Annotated in this window: 15 protein-coding genes; all 15 read right to left on the bottom strand. The window is 65.6% G+C overall.

The genetic code is table 11. The annotated features are described in order from the left end of the window. Positions 1 to 26: 26 nt before the first annotated feature. From AB4Y63_RS15505 to AB4Y63_RS15435, 15 genes are read right to left on the bottom strand one after another with little or no spacing between them, the layout of a single operon-like run. A complete protein-coding gene (locus AB4Y63_RS15505; protein WP_441791962.1) occupies positions 27 to 1,511 on the bottom strand; it encodes a DUF4082 domain-containing protein in 1,485 nt (494 codons plus the stop codon). After that, complete coding sequence (locus tag AB4Y63_RS15500; protein WP_441791961.1) at positions 1,508 to 3,295, bottom strand: hypothetical protein; 1,788 nt, start codon at positions 3,293 to 3,295, stop codon at positions 1,508 to 1,510. The genes AB4Y63_RS15505 and AB4Y63_RS15500 overlap by 4 nt, the downstream gene beginning before the upstream one ends. Continuing rightward, positions 3,273 to 3,530 (bottom strand): acyl carrier protein, encoded by a 258-nt coding sequence (locus AB4Y63_RS15495; RefSeq protein ID WP_441791960.1) that lies wholly within the window; start codon positions 3,528 to 3,530, stop codon positions 3,273 to 3,275. Before AB4Y63_RS15495 ends, AB4Y63_RS15500 begins: the two co-directional genes overlap by 23 nt. Before the next feature lie 28 nt (positions 3,531 to 3,558). Further along, the gene (locus AB4Y63_RS15490; protein ID WP_441791959.1) at positions 3,559 to 4,785 is read right to left on the bottom strand and encodes a pyridoxal-dependent decarboxylase, exosortase A system-associated; all 1,227 of its coding nucleotides are present in this window, start codon (positions 4,783 to 4,785) and stop codon (positions 3,559 to 3,561) included. Continuing rightward, a complete protein-coding gene (locus AB4Y63_RS15485; RefSeq protein WP_441791958.1) occupies positions 4,782 to 6,350 on the bottom strand; it encodes an acyl-CoA ligase (AMP-forming), exosortase A system-associated in 1,569 nt (522 codons plus the stop codon). The genes AB4Y63_RS15490 and AB4Y63_RS15485 overlap by 4 nt, the downstream gene beginning before the upstream one ends. Next, on the bottom strand, positions 6,347 to 7,705 hold the full coding sequence (locus AB4Y63_RS15480) for a glycosyltransferase family 4 protein (RefSeq protein WP_441791957.1): 1,359 nt from the start codon (positions 7,703 to 7,705) through the stop codon (positions 6,347 to 6,349). Before AB4Y63_RS15480 ends, AB4Y63_RS15485 begins: the two co-directional genes overlap by 4 nt. Then, positions 7,702 to 8,913: a rhamnosyltransferase WsaF family glycosyltransferase gene (locus AB4Y63_RS15475; protein WP_441791956.1), complete on the bottom strand. Its 1,212-nt coding sequence runs from the start codon at positions 8,911 to 8,913 to the stop codon at positions 7,702 to 7,704. Before AB4Y63_RS15475 ends, AB4Y63_RS15480 begins: the two co-directional genes overlap by 4 nt. Beyond that, positions 8,910 to 10,355, bottom strand: coding sequence for a glycosyltransferase family 4 protein (locus AB4Y63_RS15470; RefSeq protein ID WP_441791955.1), 1,446 nt, complete (start codon positions 10,353 to 10,355; stop codon positions 8,910 to 8,912). Before AB4Y63_RS15470 ends, AB4Y63_RS15475 begins: the two co-directional genes overlap by 4 nt. Next, positions 10,352 to 11,938, bottom strand: a complete 1,587-nt coding sequence (locus tag AB4Y63_RS15465) for a lipopolysaccharide biosynthesis protein (protein ID WP_441792046.1) — start codon at positions 11,936 to 11,938, stop codon at positions 10,352 to 10,354. Before AB4Y63_RS15465 ends, AB4Y63_RS15470 begins: the two co-directional genes overlap by 4 nt. Continuing rightward, positions 11,938 to 13,182 (bottom strand): hypothetical protein, encoded by a 1,245-nt coding sequence (locus tag AB4Y63_RS15460; protein WP_441791954.1) that lies wholly within the window; start codon positions 13,180 to 13,182, stop codon positions 11,938 to 11,940. The genes AB4Y63_RS15465 and AB4Y63_RS15460 overlap by 1 nt, the downstream gene beginning before the upstream one ends. Next, complete coding sequence (locus AB4Y63_RS15455; RefSeq protein ID WP_441791953.1) at positions 13,179 to 14,300, bottom strand: DegT/DnrJ/EryC1/StrS family aminotransferase; 1,122 nt, start codon at positions 14,298 to 14,300, stop codon at positions 13,179 to 13,181. Before AB4Y63_RS15455 ends, AB4Y63_RS15460 begins: the two co-directional genes overlap by 4 nt. After that, entirely contained in the window at positions 14,297 to 14,932 is a 636-nt protein-coding gene (locus AB4Y63_RS15450; RefSeq protein WP_441791952.1) for a NeuD/PglB/VioB family sugar acetyltransferase, read from the bottom strand. The genes AB4Y63_RS15455 and AB4Y63_RS15450 overlap by 4 nt, the downstream gene beginning before the upstream one ends. After that, positions 14,929 to 16,095, bottom strand: coding sequence for a DegT/DnrJ/EryC1/StrS family aminotransferase (locus AB4Y63_RS15445; RefSeq protein WP_441791951.1), 1,167 nt, complete (start codon positions 16,093 to 16,095; stop codon positions 14,929 to 14,931). Before AB4Y63_RS15445 ends, AB4Y63_RS15450 begins: the two co-directional genes overlap by 4 nt. Beyond that, on the bottom strand, positions 16,092 to 17,087 hold the full coding sequence (locus AB4Y63_RS15440) for an NAD-dependent epimerase/dehydratase family protein (protein WP_441791950.1): 996 nt from the start codon (positions 17,085 to 17,087) through the stop codon (positions 16,092 to 16,094). Before AB4Y63_RS15440 ends, AB4Y63_RS15445 begins: the two co-directional genes overlap by 4 nt. Continuing rightward, entirely contained in the window at positions 17,087 to 18,226 is a 1,140-nt protein-coding gene (locus tag AB4Y63_RS15435; RefSeq protein WP_441791949.1) for a Gfo/Idh/MocA family protein, read from the bottom strand. The genes AB4Y63_RS15440 and AB4Y63_RS15435 overlap by 1 nt, the downstream gene beginning before the upstream one ends. Positions 18,227 to 18,247: the final 21 nt, after the last annotated feature.

Raw genomic sequence — 18,247 nt, 5'->3', positions numbered from 1 at the left:
CTCGCCGTTCGGCAGAGGGTCCGCGCTCAGTTGGCCGCTTGGACGGGAGTTCCGTCTTCCCAGCTGTTGTTGGCCCACACGTTGCCCGGGGCGTTGGAGTCGAACGAGGTGATCGGTCCGTAGGCGCCGCACTTGCCCGATGCCCCGCGCTGCCAGACATTGTTCGTGAACCGGATGTCCCGGGTGCCGGTAGAGAACGGCTTGCCCGGTGTCGAACCGCCAAAGGTGCAGTAGCCGCCCGAATTCCCGACGATCAGGTTTCCGTCAATCGTGTTGTTCTTCACGACCGCGAAGTCACCATAGCCGGTCAGGGCTGCCGAGCATCCCGCATCCGGGGCCACATCGGGTGCATCGCAGGCGATGGTGTTGCCGCTGATCACAGAGCCCGACCCCATCCGTATTCCGGATTCATGCGCCTTGCCCTCTGCATCACGGAACTGACCGTGGAGATAGGAGTCGGCGATGGTGCAATCGAGGGAGCAGTTCACTGAACGATTTCCGCCGGTCACTTCTACTCGGGTGGCCGTGAAGCGGGCGTCACCGATTCCGGTTCCCATCTCGCCTCCGGTGACCACGTCGCTATCGCTGATCGCGAAAGATCCGACGCCGTCCTCCTCGGTGAAAACGGTTCCATTGATGACAGAACGGGTGATCACGACACCCTGCGCTTCGACCTGCAGGGTGCAGTTCACCGTCTTCGCGTCGATGACGGTTCCAGCGGTCGTGATCCTGCACGGCCCGGTGTACGGGGAGAGTGCGGTTCCGGTGGGCACTCCCGTTGTGTCCGCCGACGGGAATCCTTCGACCAGTGTGGGCTGTACTGGCGTCGGTGTCGGTGTCGGTGGCGCAGCAGGTCGTGTCGACGCCGTGCCGTTCTTCCTCTGGTCGAGCGGCGAGTCTGGCGTGAACACCACATCCACCCAGTACGAGCTGTTGCGGTAGGTGTCGGTGGGAAACCGCGTCGAGGATCCGTATGTGAAGAGGCCGAATCCCGGGGAAATCTCCAGATCGGGCGAGAGCGAGGTCCCGCTGTACTCCTCCGTCACCGCGTAACGCCCCGCCGCAGCGTAGTACGAGACAACGTACGTCTGACCCGCCTGCAGCGCGATCTCATTGTCGAACTCCGCGGATTGCCAACCGGAACTCGTCTCGGCCGTGAAGTTAGCCTTCGCCAGCTCCTTCCCTTGAGCCGTCCAGAGGGTTCCTTCATGGACCCCCGGTGCTGCGGAAACCTTCCAAAAGCGCATCCCGGTGGCCGTGCCGTTTGCGAGCACGCTGAACCGCGTGCCGACCTCAACCCCACTGGAGTCCGAGTTTTGCGCCAGCTTCGTTGGAGCGTCGCTGCCCATGATCGTGTCGGGAGCCGCCGTTGCTGTGCCCAGGAACCATAGGCCTGCTGTCGCCGCCAGCACGAGTACGAGCACGATCGCGAGAAAGGCCGCCAAGTGTCTGCGTCGGAAGGAGGCGCCGGACGTGGTCGAAACATTGTCGGCATCAGGGGCATGCGTCATCGCGCGCCCGTCGGGTCGCCCCGTGGGACTCGAGCACCGCTCGCCACGATGAGGTTAGCCAGAAAGGCGACCGAACTCGGTCGCGGTACGACTCGCTCAGCGAGCATGTCGTCGATCCAGTCCGGTCGAATGAAGGTCGTCAGCTCCGTCGCCAACAGCACCTCCGGATGCGTACGCCAGTGTTCCACGACCTTCCCCGCGAGTTGGAAACCCCCGGCCGGAGGACGATTACCGTGCCGAAGACGTTGGCCGACCTTTCGAGCCACACGGCGTCCCGTATTCAGGGCACCGGCTGCCGATCGCCACGGGTTCGGGTACGCCGTGGCAATCGGGGCCGAGCGTCCCTCCAGGGGGATTCTGCCCAGCTCCGGGTCGAGTTCCATCTGCAGTCGGGCGAGGAACAGGGAGTGCGCTTTGTCCTCCGGAGACAGCCTCGAGGCGATACTGAGAAATTCCTGACAAAGCATCGGGTTGACAACTATCCGTTGCGCGCCGACGGCAGTGTCGGTGACCCCTGCCCATCGCTGCATGCGGTGCCGCAGGTACAGCTCGTCCGTGGCCCTAAACCACTCGCCCCCTGCCGCCGACAGGGCGGAGGCCACCTCATCGTCGGCCGTCGAGCGCGCCCACGACGAGAACTCTGAGTCGAGCAGGCCCGGCTCGACGGCTTCGTTCGCGAACATGCGCCACCCCGCGAGCTGCTCCGCATCCTTTCGCGTGAATGCTCGCTCCCTCACGGCGCCGACATAGTAGAAGCCACGGGCAATCTCCCCACCGAGTCCCGAGATCCGCACACCCTGATCGAAGTCGCGCTCTGCAACGGTGAGGGCGGCGAGGGCAACCGGATCTGACATTCCGTCCAGTCGCATCGCAGCATCCTGCACGATGCCCCACGCGTCCGCGCTATCCAGCCCGTCGAGAGCTGCGAGGTCGTGAACGTCGTGCCGCATTCCGTAGCGCTCGGCGAGCTGCCGCGCGACGATGACGTCCCCGCTGCCCGGCGCACCCAGCGTCATTGCCCGGAGACCTCGCCGTCGGGCGACCGGGATGGCGCTGAGGAGCAGACGGGAATCCTGTCCGCCGGTAAGTTGCAACACCGCCTCGGGGTGGTCGTCCAGGAGCGCCTCCAGCGACGCGCGCAGTATGGCGGCGGCCTCGAACACAGCCTCCTCCAGCGAAATTCCGGCTTCGATCCCTCGTTCCGTCGCGCTCACTCGAACGCCGTCCGTGCCGAGGTGAGCGATCGCACCGGGGGCGAGCTTGTCGACCCCGCGGAACAACGTGCGCTGGCCGAGTTGCCACCCGAGCAGGGATTGGACAGCGACCGCGGTGTGGTCGATTTCGGCACCACGGATCCACCCCGCGAACAGGGCCGACGTGGAGAGGACCGGCGGGCCTGCGGCATCCGGCACGCTGTGATAGAGCTGCCTGAACCCCATCGAGTCGGCCACCATGGTCACCCCCCGTTCGTCACCGCGTACCGCGGCGAAGGGAGGGAGCAGTCGCGTCAGGCCCCCAGGATCCTGCCGCATGCATTCGGCGATCTCCGTTGCAGAAACTTCACCGTGGCTTGTCCTCCTCACGCGGGAGAGCGCCAAGGTCGATGATGACGGATTCACCGATTTCAAGCCCCATGAGGCCAGTCTCGCCGGACCACTCGCCGTCGTCGTCAGGCTCTCGTGGCGCCCGAGCATCCCGTCGATCACCGCATCGTCGCGGTCGACGGCGACGAATCCCGGGAGGGCGCCGTGCGGCCCCTGGCTAAGCGGCCGCGAGTTTTGCATCGACGAACCCAGTGAGAGTGCCCACCGTCTCGAAGATCTCGGCACCGAACTCGTCGTCGTCGACGGTGATGTCGAAGCGATCCTCGAGGGATGCCACGAGGCTCACGACGCCGAACGAGTCAAGTTCCGGCAGAGAGCCGAACAACGCGGTGTCCTCCTCGAGGTCTTCCGGGCGTTGGCGCAGCTCGAGCGCCTCGATCAGGACGGTTCGAACGGCGTTCAGGGTGTCAGTCATGGTTACTCCTTTATGAGACGAGGACAGGTCAGACGAGTACTTCCGCGGGTGCGGGATGCCCGAGGAATGCGGTCGGGCTGGCGGTCAGGCCGTACGCGCCCGCCTGGAAGATCACGACGAGGTCGTCGATATCGGCCGGAGGCAGCTCAACTCCATCAGCGAGCAAGTCGAGAGGGGTGCAGAGACATCCCACGACCGTGACGTTTTCTTCTGCAGCGAGTTCGGCGCGATTTCCAACCGCGACCGGGTAGTTGCGACGGATGGCCTGGCCGAAGTTGCCCGAGGCGGCGAGCTGGTGATGCATGCCCCCGTCCACGACAAGGAAGGTCGTGCCGCGCGACACCTTGCGGTCGAGCACGCGGGTGACGTAGACCCCGCACTCCCCGACAAGATAGCGACCAAGTTCGATCACCGGACTTGCCTCGGGCATCCGCTCGGCGATTGGCCCGTCAACTAGCTCGTGGAGGTTTCCTGCGACGGCGTCCAGGTCGAGCGGCTGGTCCTTCTCGACATATGGGATGCCGAATCCGCCACCCAGGTTGAGGTAACGCACAGGAGTGGGCAGGTGCTCGGCGAGGCCGCTCACCAGGTCGACGGTGTGCCGCTGCGCCTCGGCGATGATCGCCGCATTCAGGTTCTGCGAACCGGCGAACACGTGGAAGCCGAGCACGTTCGCTCCCGCCGTGGCGTATTCGCGCAGCACCGCAGGTACCTGTTCCGCGTCGATGCCGAACTGCTGCGGTCCGCCGCCCATCCGCATCCCTGATCCCTTCACCGCGAAGTCGGGGTTCACACGCACGGCAACGTTCGGGGTGAGCCCGAGCTGGTCGCCCGCCGCGATCACCCGGCGGAATTCAGTAGTGGACTCGACCTCGACGAGAATGCCGGCTGCGACCGCCTGCCGGATCTCCGCAGGCGTCTTGCCGGGCCCCGCAAAGCTGACCTTGTCAGGCCAGATCGTGGTGTCGAGCGCAGTCCGCAGCTCAAGCCCGGAGGCGACGTCAATCCGGTCGAGCCTGCGTGCCAGATATTGCACGATGGCAGGCATGGGATTTGCCTTCATCGCGAAGCTCAGCTCGACACGTGCGGGGAGCACGGAGCGCAGTCGATCGACACGCTGGTCGAGCAGCGCGCGGTCGTAGGCGAAGAACGGCGTCGACCCGACGCGTGCGGCGAGCCGGCTGAGCGGAATCCCGCCGACCCGGAGCTCGCCGTCCATAGTGCCGAACGCGGCGATGTGTTCCTGCGGTTTCATCCGGACACCTCCGACATGAGGAGCGTGCGGTCGTATTTGCCGTTGGCTGAACGGGGCAGGTCCTCGCGAACGTCGATACGGGACGGGACCATGTAGAGGGGCAGGATTTGCTTGAGTGCGGCGACAAGCGCGGCGATGTCGAGTTCGGCCGTCGTCGGTGTGACCACCAGTACGATCCGCTGGCCGAGAATGGGGTCATCCTCGCCGAGGGCGACGGTGTCGCGCACGAGACCGGTGCTGTACGCGGCGTCCTCAATCTCGCTCGGGCTCACCCGGTACCCCGAGGTCTTGATCATCTGGTCAGTGCGGCCTACGAAGTACAAGAAGCCCTCCTCGTCGGCCACCACCGTATCCCCCGACCAGACAGCCCGCTCGGGGGCGCGCCACTGCTGGTCAGGGTGATTCACGAGGCGATAGCGTTCGGCAGTACGGATCGGGTCGTTCCAGTAGCCGAGCGCGACGAGGGCGCCGCGGTGCACAAGTTCGCCTTCCTCACCAGCCTCACACGGCGTCCCGTCTGGTCGGAGGACAATAACCTCGGCATTGGGGATGGCCTTTCCGATTGAGTCGGGACGACGATCGACTTCCGAGGGATCAAGGTAGGTGGACCGGAACGCCTCCGTGAGGCCGTACATCAGGTAGGGGTCGGCCCCGGTGAAAACCCCTCTCAATCGATCGAGGGTCGGACGCGGCATCCTGCCCCCCGTGTTGGCCCAGTACCGCATGCGACGGGCGGCCGCCTCCGGCCAGTTCAAGTCAGCCAATTGCAGCCAGAGCGGAGGCACACAGGTGAGGCCAGTGACGCCGTACCGCTCGCACAGTTTGACCACTTCCCGTGGCAGGAGGTAATTCATGAGGACGCAGTGGGCGCCGACCGAGAAGGCGGTCGTCACCTGGCTCAAGCCGGCGTCGAAGCTCAGCGGGAGCACGCTGAGGATGACGTCATCGCTGGTGTTCTCCAGGTATGTGCTCACGCTCTCGGCGCCGACGATCAGGTTGCGGTGACTGAGCACGACTCCCTTGGGCTTGCCCGTGCTGCCGGAGGTATACAAGATCGCGGCCGGGTCGATGTCGATTGCAAGGGACCGGCGCGGGACTCCCCCCGCCGCCTGCCCGTCTTCCCAACGGTGGACCTGCCAGGATGCGGCGGGATCTGGCGCCACATCGCCGACGACGATCACGTGCGCGACACGCGTCGTCGGAAGCACAGAGCTGAGCTGAGAGAGCCGGTCGGCCGAGGTGATGAGCACTCGTGCGCCGCTGTCCTGCAGGATGTGAGACACCTGGGTCGCTTTGAGCACGTGGTTGACCGGGACAAATATCCCCCCGGCAGCTGAGGCGGCGAAGATCGACGCGACCGTTTCGAAGCGCTTCTCGAGGTAGATCGCCACACGGTCGCCACGCTGAAGGCCTACGTCAAGGAGCTGTGCTGCGGCGGCGCGGGACATCCGCCAGGTCTCGTCGTAGCTGATGGTGACATTGCGGTAGGTCAACGCCGGTGAATCCGGGGTCGCGGCGGCCGCTTGGCTGAGCAGGTGATGGAGGCTCGTCCTGGCCGGCATCATCGTCTTCTCCTCTCGGCCTGCGCGCTGCGTTCGATGAGGAATCGGTTGAACTCCTCGGCGTCATCAAGGTCGACGTAGCGTCGGCCCTCTGGGTCGACACTGGGCGAGACCTCGGTCGCGGGGACGGCCGGTCCGGCCTGCGAGAATCCGGACAACTCGTCGAACACCCCGACATAGGCCTCAGCCTGCGGCCGCCAATCCATGAGCGTGGCCACTCGCGCGCGGGCCTTCCTTCCGAGCTCGGCGCGCAGCGCCTGGTCGTCGATCAACGTCTCGACGGCATCGGCGAACGCCGTGATATCGCTCGAGGGGACGTAGAGCAGCGCGTCTCCGCCGGAGACGCGAGTCTCGACGAGGTCGTAGGACACGGCCGGTAGCCCATACGACATGTACTCCATCGTCTTGTTCATCGTCGACAGATCGTTGAGTGGGGTCTTCAAGTCCGGGCAGAGTCCGATGTCGGCCCGGCTGAGGTGCTCCGCGATCGCCGCGCGGTCCACTCGTCCAGTGAAGGTGACATGCTCTCCGAGTCCCAGTTCGGCCGATTGCACCTTGAGGTTCTCAAGGCAGTCGCCGAAACCGAGGAGGGTGACAGTCACATTCGTGCGTCCACGATGGTGCACCAGTTCGTCAACGACGAGGAGCACCTGGTCGACTCCGTCCTGGGGGCCCATAATGCCGAGGTAGACCAGATTGATCTCATCGGAAGGTCGTGGTCGCGCGGGGTAGATCGGGCGCATCTGACGGGTGTCCGGTCCGCTGCGTACAACCGTCACCTCCTCTGGTCGGCGGCCTCCGCGTCGGATTGCAACAGCTTTGTACGACTCGTTCGTCGAGATGATCCGATGCGCGGCGCGGAGTGTTCGTCGTTCGAGCCACAGCAGGCCGCGGTACTCGAGAGACCTCGCCCCGCCCTGCGGCTCACCGAACCTGGAAATGAAGAGCTCGGGATTCAAATCGTGGTGGTCGAAGACGAATGCGACTCCGAAGGGACGCCAGAGAAGAGCCAGCAGCCAAAATGTGTCGGGTGGATTGCACGACTGCATGATGTGGAATCGTCGATTGCGTCGCACCCGCGTTGACAGCCACGCAGTGCGCACCCAGCTGTACGCGAACTCCCAGGCGAATCCGACGAGACCTTCCGCCTCCGGCGCAGGGCGGTACTTGTAGATGTCCACTCCGTCGAGGTGCTGATAGCCGGGGTCGCCTGGCCCCTTCGGGCAGATCACACTGACGCGGTACCCCCGTGCGATCAGGGCCTGGCATTCCAGCCACACCCTCCGATCCAGTGGGACCGGTAGATTCTGCACGATGATGAGCACGTGCGGCGGTTGAACAATAGTTGTTGCGGTCATGCTCCCGTCACCTCCTCGACGATGATGCGGACGACGGCGTCCTGGGTCGGCTTCCACGACCGTCCGACGACGGATGCCGCGGCATCCGCTGCGCGGCCGGCGAGGTCGTCGGCGGTCACAGCAGCGCTCAGCGCGTCGGCCAGCGCGACAGCGGTCGGCTCCGCCCAGAGCACATGGGGATTGGGCAGCACCTGGCGCGCGAGCGGAATGTCATTGACGACCGGGATGTTGCCCGCGGCGAGCATCTCCTCTGCAACGAGGGTGATGTTGGTGAAGGACATCGCGAGTCCAGCGATCGTCCGCCCGTACAGGTCGTTCAACGCACTGGTCGTCATGCGCCCGTGAAAAGTGAAGGGGATGCTGAGTCCTCGCGGCGGCGCCCCATACACGTGGATCTCCTGGTCAGGGTGTCTCCGGTGAAACACCATGAGCGCGATGCAGGCGAGCTGATAGCCACGGCGCGGGAAGTCCGGACGACAGTAGAAAACGATTCCGCTGCGCGCAGTTCCAGCAGCGGGCAAGTGATACACAGCCGAGTCACAGCCGAACGGTACGACATCGCTGGCGAGCCCGGTCTGCTCGCGGATCATCCCGTCGAGCATTTCACCGAGTGCGATGCGACGGAACGGAAGCCGGTAGGTCATCGCGGCCAGCGCGGACTCGGCGCCGTGCCCGTAGAAAAACGGCTCGTAGTCCTGAATGAAATAGAGGCGCCGCATCGGCGAGCGCGCGTACTTGACGATCACATGCGCAGACTCCCACGATGTCGCGACGACCGCATCGACATCCTCGATCCCGGCGCGCGCATCCCGAATTTCGGCCTGCATGCCTGGCCAGTACTCCCGGATGACCGAGGTCAGGCGTGCGACGTCGAGACCGTGCTTGTCGTAGAGGAACAGCACGCCAGTGTGCCCCGCTGCCTCCAGCGCCTCGACGATTCGGAAGAGCGTGGTGTGGCCGCCTGATCCTGCCGCCGGCGGAGTGGTCACCCAGCCGATGCGAAGCGGCCGGCCTTGTTCCGGACGCGTCGCAGGCACGGGGAGCTCGGCGGGCACGTCGACGAGGAGGTCGTCCAGGTCAAGGTTGAAGAGGAGGTCTGCCGCGCCCGTCTTGCGGTAGGCCCGCTGCGCGATGCGCTGCGCGATCCCGGGCAGGCCAACGGCCAGCGCCCGGCGCGTCTTCCCGATCAGTTGTGTCCCTCGACTCATGTCGTGACCGCCCCTCTCACTTCATCGCCCGAAAATCGGCCCGGCCGGGTCGAATTTCCGGAGGAACTTCGACCTGCTGCGTCCCGCAGCACACGCGCGTGCGCCTCGATCATGGCGACGACACCGTCGGCTGCGTCGCGCGGCGGGATCGGCGCCACACGTTCGCGCTGCACCGTGTCGACGACGCGACGGATGGCATCCCCGAACTCGGACGCATTTCGCTGGTGTCCCGCGCTCCACCGTGCACGCTCAACCCGTGCGTCGGTCACGACGCTCGCCTCTCCCGCCCCGTTGGCAATGAGAACCGATCGAGCGGGATCGCGGGCGATGAGCTCTCGGGCCCCGCCGACATCGCTCAGGATGAGCGGCAGACCCGCGGTCCACGCTTCCGTCGCGGCAACAGGCCATCCCTCGAAGAATGAGTTGAGAACGAAGGCGTCGGCGGCGGCAAGGAGCGTTCGTGCGTCGGAGGTGGCGAGCAGATGCACTCGCTTGGCATCTCGACTGCCGCGTCGGATCGCGTCGGACCGCCGCAGTTCAACCCAGTCGGATGGTTCGCCCGCGATCACGAGCTGTGCCGGCACGCCTGCCGCAACGCACGCCAGAAATGAGGCAACCGTCCCGGCGATGTTCTTCTGCGCGTCGTACCGGGCAAGGCAGACGAAGACGACGTCATCGTGAAAACGACCGCCGACGGCGCGCTCAAGACTCTCGCGGGCGACACGACGCTGCTCGGCGTCGGGCGCACGGCTTCCCGGCGCAGCGTTCGGGATCACCGCGATCCGCGACCGGAGCAGCACCGGCAGATGAGCCGCGTGGAACGTGCGGACAAGCTCGCTGACGGCGACGGCGGAAGCTGATCGGCTGAGAAGCTCCGACAACCTGCGCCATCTGGCACGGGAGAAGTGGATCTCTGTGTTGTGCATCACCGGCACGAGCGGCGCTCCGTTCTCCTGGGCGGCCGCTTCAAGAAAGGCCGGGGCGCCGTGGAGCTGAATGACATCCGGGCGGAGTTCGTCGATCGCGCGGAGCGCCGTCGCACCATCGAATACGGAACGCACCTCGATACCCAGGTCGCGGATGCGTTGTGCACGCACACCGTCACCGAGGCAGACAACGGCCGGGGTGACCCCGGCCGCCGGAAGCCAGGTGGCGAGCACCTCCACGACCGAGCCGATCCCGCCGATGTCGAGTGCGCCAACCCCGAGGACGCAGGTGAGATCTCCGGCGCATCCGGCCGGCGCCGACGACCCCAATGCCGAATCGGCCACCCGTGCGCGCAATTCCGGGAGCGGCTTGCGCAGAAAAACCTGAGTGATTCGGTGCACGTACCCGTAGCGGATGCGTGGTGGCAGCATCCCGGTCGCCCCGGTGACGACGCGAAGCGTCAGCGCGAACGTTTGTCCGCCCATTCGAGTGGCCAGCCCCGGCGCGGCGGTCATGACTGCTCTCGCATCCGCGCGAGGAACTGAAAACGTTCGCCGATCCCGAACCGACTCGCGATCCTGAGCGCTTCATGAATTGCGGGCCGGGCCATCAGTAGCGTGATCCCGATGTGCACCGCGAGCATTGCGAGCACGATCAGAACAATCGAAAGCCAGGGCGGAAGTGCAGCCGTCCAGAGCTTGACGCCCCACCCTGCCGCTCCCATGCATCCGACGGCGATGACCAAATAGACGAACGGACCGGCGATCACGCGCGGGCGCGTCTGCAGAGCACGTGCGACGAGGAACCAACGGACGATCGTGGCAAATGTCGCAACGCACAAGAATCCGACGGCGACGGCGACGAGTCCCCACCGCACGGTGAAGACGGTGGTGGCGAAAGTCAGCAGGTCGATGATCACGGCGTAGACGAACCAGGCACCGGGCCTGCCCAGCCCGTAGAACAAGCCATGATCCAGCCATGCTCCAACCGAGAGTGTGCCGGCGAGCGCGAGCACCTGCGCCACCTGATAGCTCTGCTGCCACCCGTCGCCGAAAAGGATCGGGATCATGAGCGGGGCCGCGACGGCGACGATGGTGAGCGGCAGCGACAAAGCGGCGTAGGTCACTTTGAGCGCGCGGAGGTAGGCATCGCGCAATCGCGCGGCCGAATCGCGAATCTTGGCGAAGGCGACGTTGGTGACCGGGACTATCGCGCTTCCCGTCAGGTCCTGCACGATTTGCACGAGGCGCTGGGCGATGCTCATGTACCCGAGTGCCGCAAGACCGAGGGTCGCCGAGATGACAGCGGCCTCACCCCAGGCACGGAGCATTGCAACGAACTCGACACCCAGCACTTGTCCGCCGAAGCGCGCCATCCGCACGAAGTCCGTTCGTGAAAACTCAAACGTCGGGTGCCAGGTGACCGCCCACCACGCCAGCACGGTCGAGATGACGGCTGCGACGAGCGACTGTGCAACGAGGGCCCAGACTCCAAGGCCGGACAAAGCCATGAAGATCGCGACGACTTGGGCGACGACGGCAGCCGCCGCTCCCTGCGCCGCGATCGCCCGGAACCGCATGTCGCGGCGCAGAAGGGCTGTCGGAACCGAGCCGATTGCGGTGACGACTACCCAGAGCGAGAGCACCTGCAGAACCGGTACGACGCCGGCGGATCCGAAGACCGCGCCGAGCAGCGGCGCGGCGAAGAAGACACACCCGCAGAGCAGTATCCCAGCCGTCATCGAGAACCAAAAAGCGGTGCTCAGCATTGTTCGGTCGGTCTTCTCGACCTGAACGATGTAGGCGGCGAACCCGAGATCGGCGAGCAGGAAGAAGAACGGCAGCACCGTCGAGGCTGCCGCCACGGCGCCGAAATCCTCCGGGCTGAGCAGTCGGGTGAGCACCGCGATCGTCACAAAGCTGAGCACTCGAATCGCCCATTTTTGAACCGTCAGCCAGACGACTCCCGCGGCAGCACTGCGCCCGACGTCGAGCGGAGGGGCCGATTCAATCGGCGGCAGCGCGTTCGGCGCTCCCCCGACCTCAGGTACGTCGGTGAAGAGTTCGGCAGGGGCATCCCGCTTCCGCTCGACCTCCATCACGCACTCTCCTCCGAGATCGGCGCGAGACGCAGCGCCTGTCGAGTCGCGCGGACAACCTTGGCGGAAAGCGTTCGCCCTTCGAACGGCAGGTCGGCGAGCCAATCCCGGCTCGTGTACTCGCCCTGGACAGTGCGGTAGAAGTCGCTGAGCCGGTCGGCCATCGCGGTGAGGGCGAAGTGTTCCTCGGCGAAAGCCCGACCGAAACTGCCGAGTTCGGTGCGCCGCTCGGCGTCGGCAAGAAGTGGTGCGACGATCGCGGCAAGCCGCGCGGCAGCGTCTGGAACTGCCTCGGGACTCCAGTAACTCGATCGTGCGAGGGTCTCGGCGGACGACGGCTCGAACAGCATCGACCATCCCGATTCGCCTTGCACGACGAGCGGTTTCGCGAATGCCAATGACCGTGCGGCGGAGCCGCCCATCCCGAGCATGATGTCGGCTGCGGCGTAGGCGGGTCGAGGGTCGGCCATCGGCCCGATCAGCCGCACGGCGTCTCTGCCCACCTCTTCGTTGACGGCATCCGCCCTGACCTGGGTCGCATCCACATTGTCGCCTGTGCCAACAAGGGCAAGGCTTGCTCCCATCGGTGCAAGCATGCGCATCGCGTCGATCGCGGCGAAGGCAGGGATGGACTTCATGCTGGCGTCAAGCCGGCTGACGATAACCAAGAGCGGGCCATCATCGATTCGATTCACACGGCGAAACTGCGTCCGGTCGTGCCCGTCGGGGTGATTCTCAATCAGATCGACGGGCGGGCTGATGAGGATGGTTCGCCCCGGGCGGTTCTGCTGCTCATCGCGCTGATAGCCCGTACCGACGATCATCGGCACACGACGATAGAGCTTGGGCGACACGCTCATCTCGTAGACGGTCTGCACCCACGGCGTCCGTGCAAACCGGGAAGGCCCCCAGTAGGTCGGTCGTGCGCCGCCACCCCATGATCCGTAGACATGCACGAGATCGACGTGGTGTCGGCGGGCGAAAGCGGTGATCTGGCGCGCACGCGGAAAGATGCTCGGCGCGGGATCGTAGAGAGAGATTTGCAGACCACGCGCCGCTGCGACCTCAATCAGCGACGGGCCATCCGGAATGGTGTCACGGGCGCCCAACAGGATCGATTCGACGCCACGACCGCGCATTTCCGCCGCAAGATCGACAGCGTTGATCTGCGTGCCGCCCAGCTCAAGGCTGTTGAGGTGCACCAGTACTGTGAGCGTCGCTGCCCCATTGATCGCGTCGTTCATCGCCCTGTTCCCCTCGCCGTCGTGGCAGTGGTGAGCGCGGCGACGACCATCGCCTGCAGGTCCGGGGTGAGGTGCGGGAACATCGGAAGCGACAGGATGCGATCGCCCGCAGCCTCCGCGACCGGGAACTGGCCTTGTCGATAGCCGAGGCCGGCATAGGCCGCCGTGAGATGCAGCGGCGTCGGATAGTGGATGGCGGCGCCGATGCCCGCAGCAGTGAGCTCGGCAAGCACGCGGGCGCGCTCATCGACCTGCACGACGTAGAGATGCCAGACGTCTTCGTTGCCCGGTCGCACGGTGGGCACTCGCACTCCGGGCACCTGGGCAAGTTGCTCAGAGTAGCGAGCAGCTCCGCCCCTGCGCGCGGCGTTCCAGCTGTCGAGTCGGCGCAGCTTCGCGCGCAAGACCGCAGCCTGCACTGCGTCGAGGCGCGAGTTCACGCCCACCCGGTCGTGCACATACTTCACCGAGCTACCGTGAGCACCGAGGTTTCTCACCCGTTCCGCGATGGCCGGGTCGTCGGTGAGTACCGCGCCGGCGTCGCCGGCCGCGCCGAGGTTCTTGCCCGGGTAGAAGCTCGTCGCCGCGACGTGGCCGATCGCGCCGGCACGACCGACAGACGACGACGCGCCCTGCGATTGGGCGGCGTCTTCGACGATGAAGAGCCCGTGCCGCTTGGCAATCGCGACGAGCTCCTTCATCGGCGCAGTCTGGCCGTACAGGTGCACGGGGATGATCGCCCGAGTGCGCGGGGTGATCGCCGCCTCGACCGCGGCCGGGTCGATCAGCAGATGGTCGGGGTCGACATCGACGAAGACGGGAACGGCACCGACCCGGGAGGCCGCCTCCGCGGTGGCGATGAAGGTGTTCACCGGAACGATCACCTCGTCGCCTGGACTCACTCCGACCGCGCGCAGCGCAAGCTCCAGCGCGTCGGTGCCGTTGCCGACCCCGACACAGTGGCCCACGCCGATGAACTCGGCATACTCACACTCGAACGCGTCGACCTGTTCTCCGCCGATGAAGCCCGCTGTCGCAAAGAGGCGCTCCCACACTGGAAGCACTTCCTCGGCGATCTCAGCCTGCTGCGCGGCCAAATCGAGAAACGGAACCTTCACGCTCGCACCGTCCTCTCGATCGCGCGTGCGGGGACGCCCACCCAGGTCTCGGCATCTGGAACCTGCTCCAACACCACCGCGCCCATGCCGACGACAGCGTCGCGGCCGACAACCAGGCCCTGTCGCACCGAGGAGTTCATTCCAAGAGAGGCTGCTTCGCCCACGTGCACCGAGCCGCCCAGGGAGACTCCGGCCGCGAGCGTCGCGAAGTCGTCGACCACGTTGTCGTGAGTGAGCGTGACATGGGGCATGAGCACGACGTGACGCCCCACGGTGACGGATGCGGTCAGCACGGTCCCAGCGAGCACAACGCTTCCGACACCGACCTGACATGATTCCGGCACACGCACCGAGGCGTCGATGATCGTGGCGAAACGCGAATCGACGACGCCGAGCTCGGCGAGGCGCAGACGTGCATGGCGACGCGCACGCCCGGACCCCATGCACAACACGAAGTAGGCATCGAGTTCGGCCGCGAGCGCAACTCCGCCCAGCACGGTCGCTCCGGCACACTCAGTGCCGTGCAGCCCGCGATTGTCATCGAGCACACCGACTACCCGGCTGTCGCGCAGATCCGCCGATGCGAGTTCCCTGGCCAGCCCACTGGCCGCGAGCAGGATCAGGTCTCTCATGAGTGCCGGCCGCCCGCGCCGGTCCGTGCGGCGGAACTCGCGCGCAGCACATCGACAACGCGGCGCTGTTCCTCCTCCGTCATCTGGTGGAACAACGGCAGAATCAGCGTGTTGTCGGTGAGGCGTTCCGTCACACCGAGCGATGCATCGCCGGTCTCGGCCGTCCAATAGGCCGGTTGGCGGTGCGCCGCCATGATGCCCCGCCGCGCGGAAATGTCGGCTTCCGCGAGCGCCACGAGCAGGCCGTCGCGATCGGTCGGAAACTCGGGCTCGACCTCGACCCAGTAGGACTGGAAGTTCGAGGTGCCCCAGTCGGGGTCGCCGACCGGGCGGAGCCCGTCGATGCCCTGCAGCGCCTCGTTGTAGCCGTCGGCGATCTCACGACGCCTGCGCACAATCTCGGGCAGACGCCCGAGTTGCGCGATGCCCACGGCCGCCTGCAGGTCGGTCATCCGGTAGTTGAAGCCGATTTCCAGATATTCCTCGGCCGGTGCAAGCACGTGTGACTGCCGATCGCTGGCCGAGACGCTCATGGCGTGCTCTCTTAACCGCCGTGCCCGCTCCGCCCATTCGGCATTCGAGGTTGTCAGCATTCCCCCCTCGCCCGTGGTCAACAGTTTGCGCGGGTGGAAGGACCACGCGGCGAGATCGGCGCCCGCCCCCACCGGGCGGCCGCGATAGGTGGACCCGGCCCCACAGGCGGCGTCTTCGATCACGACGAGGCCCAGCGGATCACACACCGCGCGTATGGAATCGAGGTCGACCGGAATGCCACCCTGATCAACGACGATCACAGCACGCGTGCGCGGGGTGATGGCGGCTGCCACGCCGTCCGCCGTGACACAGCCGGTGGCGGGGTCAACGTCGATAAAGATCGGTCGCGCGCCGACGTACGTCGGCGCGTTCGCGGTGGCGATGAACGAGAACGACGGGACGATCACCTCGTCGCCGGCGCCGACACCCGCCACGATGAGCGCCAGGTGCAGGGCGGTTGTGCAATTCGAGGTGGCGACGGCGTGGCCGGCTTGCATCGCAGCGGCGAACTCGCGCTCGAACTGCGCCACCTTCGGCCCCTGGGCCACCCACCCCGATGCGATCACCTCGCTGAGTGCGAGCATCTCTTCTGAGCCCATCCATGGCTTCATCACATTGATGCGGGTCATGACGTCACCAACGATCGCCCCGCGGCGATTTCGTCGCGCAACGGTTCCCACCACTCGACGAGTTCCCGTAGTCCGTCTTCGAGCGACACCGACGCCTCAAAATTGAGAGTGTCACGGGCCGCAGAGGTGTCGGCGAGCCTCCGGGCCACCCCGTTCACCGCCCGCTCCGGGCCGTGCTCGACCGAGAGATCCGACCCCATCGCGGCGAGCAGAGCCTCTGCCAGACCGAGCAGGCTCGTCTCGGTTCCACTCGCGATGTTGAAGATGCCTTCGCGAACGTCGCTCGCCGCGGCAAGGAGATTCGCCCGTGCGATGTCCCTGGTGAAGACGAAATCCATCGTCTGCAAGCCGTCACCGAAGATCAGCGGCGGTTTCCCGTCGGCGATGCGCTCCATCCAACGCACCAGCACCTCGGTGTAGAGCCCATGCACATCCATCCGGGGCCCGTACACATTGAAGTAGCGAAGCCCCACATAGTCGATCCCATTCATCGCCCGGAAGCTGCGCAGCATGCCCTCGTTGAACGATTTCGCCGCACCATAAAAGGTGTCGTTGTTGTGGTGGTGGTGGCGTTCGGACGTGGGGAACTGCTCGGCGAGTCCGTAGACGGATGCGCTCGACGCGGAGATCAGTTTGCCCACTGAGTGTTCGACCGCCGCCTCGATGACGTTGAATGTTCCGTCAACGAGAACCTCCAGCGCCAATCGGGGTTCTTCAGCACACTGAGTGATCCTGATCGCCGCCTGGTGGAACACGAGGTCCTTGCCCCTGGTCACATCGTGCACCAGATCGCGATCCCGCAAATCCCCCTCGATCAGCGTCACTCGGCCCGACGCCAGGGCACCCTCGAGGTTCGCCAGCCGGCCACGCACGAGGTTGTCGAGAACGTCGACCTGTGCGACGCCCGCGTCGAGTAGTTGGTCGACGATCTCTGATCCGATCGTCCCTGCGCCGCCGGTCACGAGGACGGCGGCCCCCTCAAGTTTCGTCATCAGTGTTCTCCCACCAACTCTCGATCTGGGCCAGATTCTGGATGTGCCACGAACAGAGACGGCGCGACGGATGCAGTCGCCGTCGCGGTCGCGGATGCCGGGACGGTCGACGGCACCACGGCAGCACCTGCTGCTTCGAGGCTGCGATTCGCTGCCTCGAGCACGGCCAGCACGCGGAGGCCGGCTGCACCGTCGGTTCGGGAGGGTCGCTGTTCACGAATGCATGCGGCGAATTCTGAAGCCATGGCACCGAGCGCCTCCCGCTCAGGCAGGGCTGGAGACCAGGTATCCCCCAGGCGATACGAGATCGTGGCCTCGGTACGTTCCGATCCGTCGAGTGTCTGCAGACCCAGATCCACGCCGCGGTCGTACACGCTGACGCGCTGCTGCGGGTTGAGATCGTCCCAGACCAGAGTTCGTTTGGTGCCCCCGATGATCATCTGGCGAATTTTCGTCGGGCTCAGCCAATTGACGTGGACGTGCGCCATTGCACCGTTCTGCAACGGCAACGCGAGATAACCCACACATGACTTCCCGGCGCCCACCGGATCAGCCCCGTGCGCCGACACACTGAGTGGATGGAGCCCCCCGGGAAGCACAAAGTCAATGATCGACAGATCGTGGGGCGCGAGATCCCAGAACACGTCGACATCCGGTCTGATCAAGCCCAGGTTGATGCGCACGGAGTCGATGAAAAGAATGTCGCCCAGGGCGCCCTCAGCAATGAGCTCCCGAATCTTTTGCACCGCAGGGGTATAGCAATACGTGTGATCCGCCATCAATACCAGGCCGCGCTCGGCTGCGGCGCGCACCATGTCACGCCCCCTCTCGCCGGTGTCCGCCAGCGGTTTCTCGACCAGCACGTGCTTGCCGGCGTTCAGAGCATCCCGGGTGATTCCGTGGTGGGTTCGTGCCGGAGTGGCGATCGCTATCGCATCGATGTCTTCGGCGTCGAGCAAGGTGCTGAGCGACGTGACGACGCGTGCCCCACCTACCTGCTCTGCCAGAGCTGCTGCGCGATCGTGGTCAATGTCGCAGATGGCGACGAGTTCCCATTCTGGAGAGGCATGGAAGTTGCGGGCCAGGTTGGGCCCCCAGTAACCCGCGCCGACCACGGCGATTCTCAGTTTTTCAGTCACGTTCTCCCCCAAAGTCGATGA

This window comes from Leifsonia sp. YAF41 (genome assembly GCF_052113185.1).
Taxonomy (GTDB): Bacteria; Actinomycetota; Actinomycetes; order Actinomycetales; family Microbacteriaceae; genus Cryobacterium.
The sequence above is the reverse complement of the archived record's forward strand: the minus strand, read 5'-3'. Positions and strand labels throughout refer to the sequence as shown.